Annotated in this window: 7 protein-coding genes; 2 read left to right on the forward strand and 5 right to left on the reverse strand. The window is 69.6% G+C overall.

Annotation, left to right across the window (positions count from 1 at the left end; genetic code table 11):
- Both FRW57_RS17605 and shbA read right to left on the reverse strand, forming a co-directional pair.
- Positions 1 to 211, reverse strand: a 211-nt coding sequence (locus FRW57_RS17605; protein ID WP_203230394.1) for a hypothetical protein, incomplete at its 3' end; no start/stop codon positions are given.
- The gene (shbA, locus tag FRW57_RS17610) at positions 211 to 783 is read right to left on the reverse strand and encodes an RNA polymerase sigma factor ShbA (RefSeq protein WP_238384453.1); all 573 of its coding nucleotides are present in this window, start codon (positions 781 to 783) and stop codon (positions 211 to 213) included. The genes shbA and FRW57_RS17605, both read right to left, overlap by 1 nt.
- 368 nt (positions 784 to 1,151) lie before the next feature.
- Here shbA and FRW57_RS17615 point away from each other — a divergent pair, with 368 nt between their 5' ends.
- Entirely contained in the window at positions 1,152 to 1,433 is a 282-nt protein-coding gene (locus tag FRW57_RS17615) for a WhiB family transcriptional regulator (RefSeq protein ID WP_137119837.1), read from the forward strand.
- 14 nt (positions 1,434 to 1,447) lie between these two features.
- On the opposite strand, the gene FRW57_RS17620 is transcribed toward FRW57_RS17615, so the two are convergent.
- The 3 genes from FRW57_RS17620 to groES all read right to left on the reverse strand — a co-directional run bounded on the left by FRW57_RS17620 (position 1,448) and on the right by groES (position 3,822).
- A complete protein-coding gene (locus FRW57_RS17620) occupies positions 1,448 to 1,666 on the reverse strand; it encodes an RNA-binding S4 domain-containing protein (RefSeq protein WP_274381530.1) in 219 nt (72 codons plus the stop codon).
- A gap of 121 nt (positions 1,667 to 1,787) precedes the next feature.
- Positions 1,788 to 3,404 (reverse strand): chaperonin GroEL, encoded by a 1,617-nt coding sequence (gene groL, locus FRW57_RS17625; protein WP_137119839.1) that lies wholly within the window; start codon positions 3,402 to 3,404, stop codon positions 1,788 to 1,790.
- 121 nt (positions 3,405 to 3,525) lie between these two features.
- Complete coding sequence (gene groES / locus FRW57_RS17630; protein WP_137119840.1) at positions 3,526 to 3,822, reverse strand: co-chaperone GroES; 297 nt, start codon at positions 3,820 to 3,822, stop codon at positions 3,526 to 3,528.
- A 302-nt stretch (positions 3,823 to 4,124) separates the two neighbouring features.
- Here groES and FRW57_RS17635 point away from each other — a divergent pair.
- Positions 4,125 to 4,610: class I SAM-dependent methyltransferase (locus tag FRW57_RS17635; protein ID WP_476748658.1), on the forward strand; the 486-nt coding region annotated here is incomplete at its 3' end.

Genomic DNA, 4,610 nt, shown 5'->3' on the forward strand with positions numbered 1-4,610 from the left:
CACCACGCAGGCCCCGGCGGCGGAGCGCCCGGCGGCGGGTGGCGCGTGCGGAGGCGAGGCTCGGCGGGATCGCCATGTCGGTGTCGATCGACCTCGCCCAGTCGCCGAGCACGGCGGACAGCTCGTCGGCAGGGTCGGCGAGCCGACCGCCCAAGACGTCGAGCAGTTCGTCGTCGTCGCGGATGCGCCGCAGTGAAGGTGGCGGCGTCATCAGCCGGCCTCCTGCTCCGCGGCCTCCTCGGCCATCAGCTCACGCAGCCTGTTCAGCGCTCGGTGCTGCGACACGCGGACGGCACCGGCCGTCATACCCAGGGACTGGGCCGTCTCGTCGGCGGACAGCCCGACGGCCACCCGCAGGATGAGCAGCTCGCGCTGCCGGCCGGGCAGCCGCTCCATCAGCCGGTAGGCGCGATCGGCCTCGTCGCTGATGAGCGCCCGTTCCTCGGGACCCGCCTGGAGATCGACGCGCTCGGGCACCTCGTCCGTGGGTCGTGGCAGACGCATGGCGGAGCGCTGGGCGTCGACGACCTTGCGCGAGGCGATCGTGTAGACGAAGGCCTCGAACGGCAGGCCCCGCTCGTCATACCCCGGCAGTGCGGTCAGCACGGCGACGCACACCTCCTGCGCTGCGTCCTGGGCTGCTTCCCGAGCTCCTGGGAAATGCCCCAGCCGAGCACGCGCGTAGCGAGCCGCCATCTGGTGCACGGCGCCCAGCAACCTCTCCTTGGCTGCTGAGTCGCCACCTTGCGCAGCAGCAGCCAGGTCGCGCAGGGAAATCTGCACGTCCGCTGGATGAATCGCGGGAACGCCCTGAAACGTTACCCGCGTCTCAGCGGTCGGTTGCGCGGCCAAGGCGGCAGGGGAGGACCAGCCGTCGTAGCCCGACGTCCCCGAGAGCATGAACCACCGCCCGATCCGATCCTTGACACGCGTGCCCCACCGTACCGAGCCACAGCCGGATGCGGAAACCATCCCCCACAGGTTGCACAGACCGCAACGAACGGGGCTGCTCCCCCGCCGCAGGCTTCGTGGCCGAGACGAGACCCGCGGAACAGGTGTTCTGTGCGCGAATGGGGGTAGAACACCACTGAACGGGTAGTGCACGTCCACGTGTGACGGAGAGGCACATTCGAGACATTCGGAGGCATATCTTGGCTGAGTTGACGCGACTTCCGGGCCCACTCGCCGATGTGTGGGACTGGCAGCTGGAGGGATCCTGCCGACGTTCGGGGGCGGAGGTCTTCTTTCACCCGGACGGCGAACGCGGGGCGGCACGGCGCGACCGCGACCAGGCCGCCAAGTTGGTGTGCATGGGTTGCCCCGTGCTCGAACGCTGCCGCCGCCACGCGCTCGCCGTGCGTGAGCCGTATGGCGTGTGGGGCGGCACCACCGCAGCCGAACGCGAGAGGCTCTACGCCACCCAGGTGACCTGAGCCCGCCGGGCGGGCTAACCGGTCGTGACCCCGATCACGACATCGGCAAGCTCGACGGTGCTGCCGGGATGGACCTGGCGCCCGCGACGGCGCTCGACCACGCCGTCGACACGCACCTCGCCGTCCTCGATCAGCGCACGTGCCTGTGCACCGTCCTCGACGACGCCGGCCAGCTTGAGCAGCTGCCCGAGCCGGATCATGTCGCCGCTGATGGGCACACTCTGCTCGCTCACGAATCCATCCCACCACGCCTGGCAAGCCGCGCGCGAGGGACGGGGTGACCAGCACGCCATACACGCAGACGGTCCCCCCGCCCCGGACCAGCCGGGACGAGGGGACCGATTTCAGCGGGGGTCAGTGACCGTGGCCGTGGCCGTGACCGGCTCCGGCCCCGTCCTGCTCCTCGGGCTTCTCGACCACCAGCGTGTCGGTGGTGAGGACCATCGAGGCGATCGACGCGGCGTTGCGCAGCGCCGAACGGGTCACCTTGACCGGGTCGATGACGCCGGCCTTGACCAGGTCGACGTACTCACCGGTCGAGGCGTCCAGGCCGCTCCCGGCCTCGAGCTCACGGACCCGGGAAACGGCGACGTAGCCCTCGTACCCGGCGTTCTCGGCGATCCAGCGCAGCGGCTCGGCCGCGGCCTTGGCGACGAGCCGGACACCGGTGGCCTCGTCACCCTCGAGGGTGAGCGAGTCCAGACCGGTCAGCGCGTGGACGAGCGCCGAACCGCCACCGGCGACGATGCCCTCCTCGATCGCCGCGCGAGTCGCCGAGATGGCGTCCTCGATGCGGTGCTTCTTCTCCTTGAGCTCGACCTCGGTGTGCGCGCCGACCTTGATCACGCAGACGCCGCCGGACAGCTTGGCGAGCCGCTCCTGGAGCTTCTCGCGGTCCCAGTCGGAGTCGCTGCGCTCGATCTCGGCCTTGATCTGGGAGACGCGACCTTCGACCTCGTCCTTGGCGCCCGCACCGTCGACGATCGTGGTGTCGTCCTTGGTGACGACGACGCGGCGGCACTGGCCGAGCGTGTCGAGGTCGGCCTGGTCGAGCTTGAGGCCGATCTCCTCGGAGATGACCTGGCCACCGGTCAGGACGGCGATGTCCTGCAGCATGGCCTTGCGGCGGTCACCGAAGCCGGGCGCCTTGACCGCGGCGACGTTGAAGGTGCCGCGGATCTTGTTGACGACCAGCGTGGAGAGAGCCTCGCCGTCGATGTCCTCGGCGATGATCAGCAGCGGCTTGCCGGACTGGACGACCTTCTCCAGCACCGGGAGGATGTCGGCGACGGCCGAGATCTTGCCCTGGTTGATCAGCACGTAGGCGTCCTCGAGGACGGCCTCCATGCGCTCGGGGTCGGACACGAAGTAGGGCGAGAGGTAACCCTTGTCGAACTGCATGCCCTCGGTGAAGTCGAGCTCCATCGCCGTGGTCGAGGACTCCTCGACGGTGATGACGCCGTCCTTGCCGACCTTGTCGAAGGCGTCGGCGATGAGACCGCCGATGAGCCCGTCCTGGGCGGAGAGGGTCGCGACCTGGGCGATCTCGTCCTTGGTCTCGATCTCGCGAGCGGTCTCGAGCAGCGTGCTGTTGACCGCCTCGACGGCGGCGTCGATGCCGCGCTTGAGGCCGGCCGGGCTGGCGCCCGCGGCGACGTTGCGCAGGCCCTCCTTGACCATGGCCTGGGCGAGCACCGTCGCGGTGGTGGTGCCGTCACCCGCGATGTCGTTGGTCTTGGTGGCAACCTCCTTCGCGAGCTGGGCACCGAGGTTCTCGTAGGGGTCCTCGAGCTCGATCTCGCGAGCGATGGTCACACCGTCGTTGGTGATGGTGGGGGCGCCCCACTTCTTGTCGATGACGACGTTGCGGCCCTTGGGGCCGAGCGTCACCTTGACGGTGTCGGCGAGGGCGTCGACACCGCGCTCGAGCGCCTTGCGGGCGGAGTCGTTGAACTCCAGGGTCTTGGACATCAGCTTCCTTCGGGACTACGAACGGGGGAAATGAACGTGCCCCGACGCGCGCTGTGAGTCAGATGGTCAGGCTCGTCAGGCGGCGCGCCGGGGCACGACATACGGGCTGGAAGCGCCGTGACTACTTGGTGACGACCGCGAGCACGTCGCGGGCCGACAGGATCAGCAGCTCGTCACCGTTGTACTTGACCTCGGTGCCGCCGTACTTGCTGTAGATGACCTTGTCACCCACGGCCACGTCGAGCGGGACGCGGTTGCCGTTGTCGTCGATACGGCCGGGGCCGATCGCCAGGACCTCGCCCTCCTGGGGCTTCTCCTTGGCGGTGTCGGGGATGACCAGCCCGGAGGCCGTGGTCTGCTCGGCCTCGACGGACTTGACGACGATGCGGTCTTCGAGCGGCTTGATGGAAACCGACACGGTGGGACCTTCCCTTCTGGGATGTCGAATTGGACACAACAGTGGACAGTGGCTTTCGCCTGGTGAGCCGCCGTCGCGGGGGTCGACCTACCCAGGTGATCGCGCTGGCACTTGCCGGAGGCGAGTGCTAACCCGAATCTAGGTCTCCGATTAGCACTCGGTCAACTCGAGTGCCAACACGCGCCCCAGGTCGCGTGCCCCACGTGCCCCAGGTCGCGTGCCCCACGTGCCCCAGGACGGCTTCGCTCGCCGTGCACGGGGGCTGCGCACGGCCCCCGGATGCCCTGCGCAAGGATGACCGGATGGACCTTGCGGTGCTGGAGCGGCTCGTCTCCGGCGAGGGGTGGGGACTGCTGGAGTCACTTCCACCGTATGACGAGTCGTCGGCCATGTCGCTCGGGGAGCGTCTGCGCGAGGCCGGCTTCGACGCCGACCTGGTGGCCGGTGCGCTCACCCAGTCGAGGCTGCGGGCGCGGGGGCGGGACAAGTTCGGGGACTTCGCCGCGGGCATGCTGTTCACGGCGGACGGTCTGGAGCAGGCCACCCGGCTCGACGTGGCGGCGCGCCACGCCGAACGGTTCCGTCGGGCCGGGGTGCGTCACGTCTGGGACCTCGGCTGTGGCATCGGCTCGGACGCGATGGCGTTCGCCGGGCTCGACCTGCGGGTCAGCGCGGTCGACTCGGACCCGGCGACCGCGCTCGTGGCCGGGGTCAACCTGCGGCACTGGCCCTCGGCGTCGACGCTGGTCGGGTCCGTGGAGCAGACCCGGCTCCCCGCCGGCGAGGGT

Origin of the sequence: Segeticoccus rhizosphaerae (assembly GCF_009192725.1) — a bacterium.
Taxonomy (GTDB): Bacteria; Actinomycetota; Actinomycetes; order Actinomycetales; family Dermatophilaceae; genus Segeticoccus; species Segeticoccus rhizosphaerae.

What these genes read in the sequence shown, in the direction of transcription:
- groL (WP_137119839.1), bottom strand. Translation starts at nt 3,404, where the DNA reads ATGTCCAAGACCCTGGAGTTCAACGACTCCGCCCGCAAGGCGCTCGAG.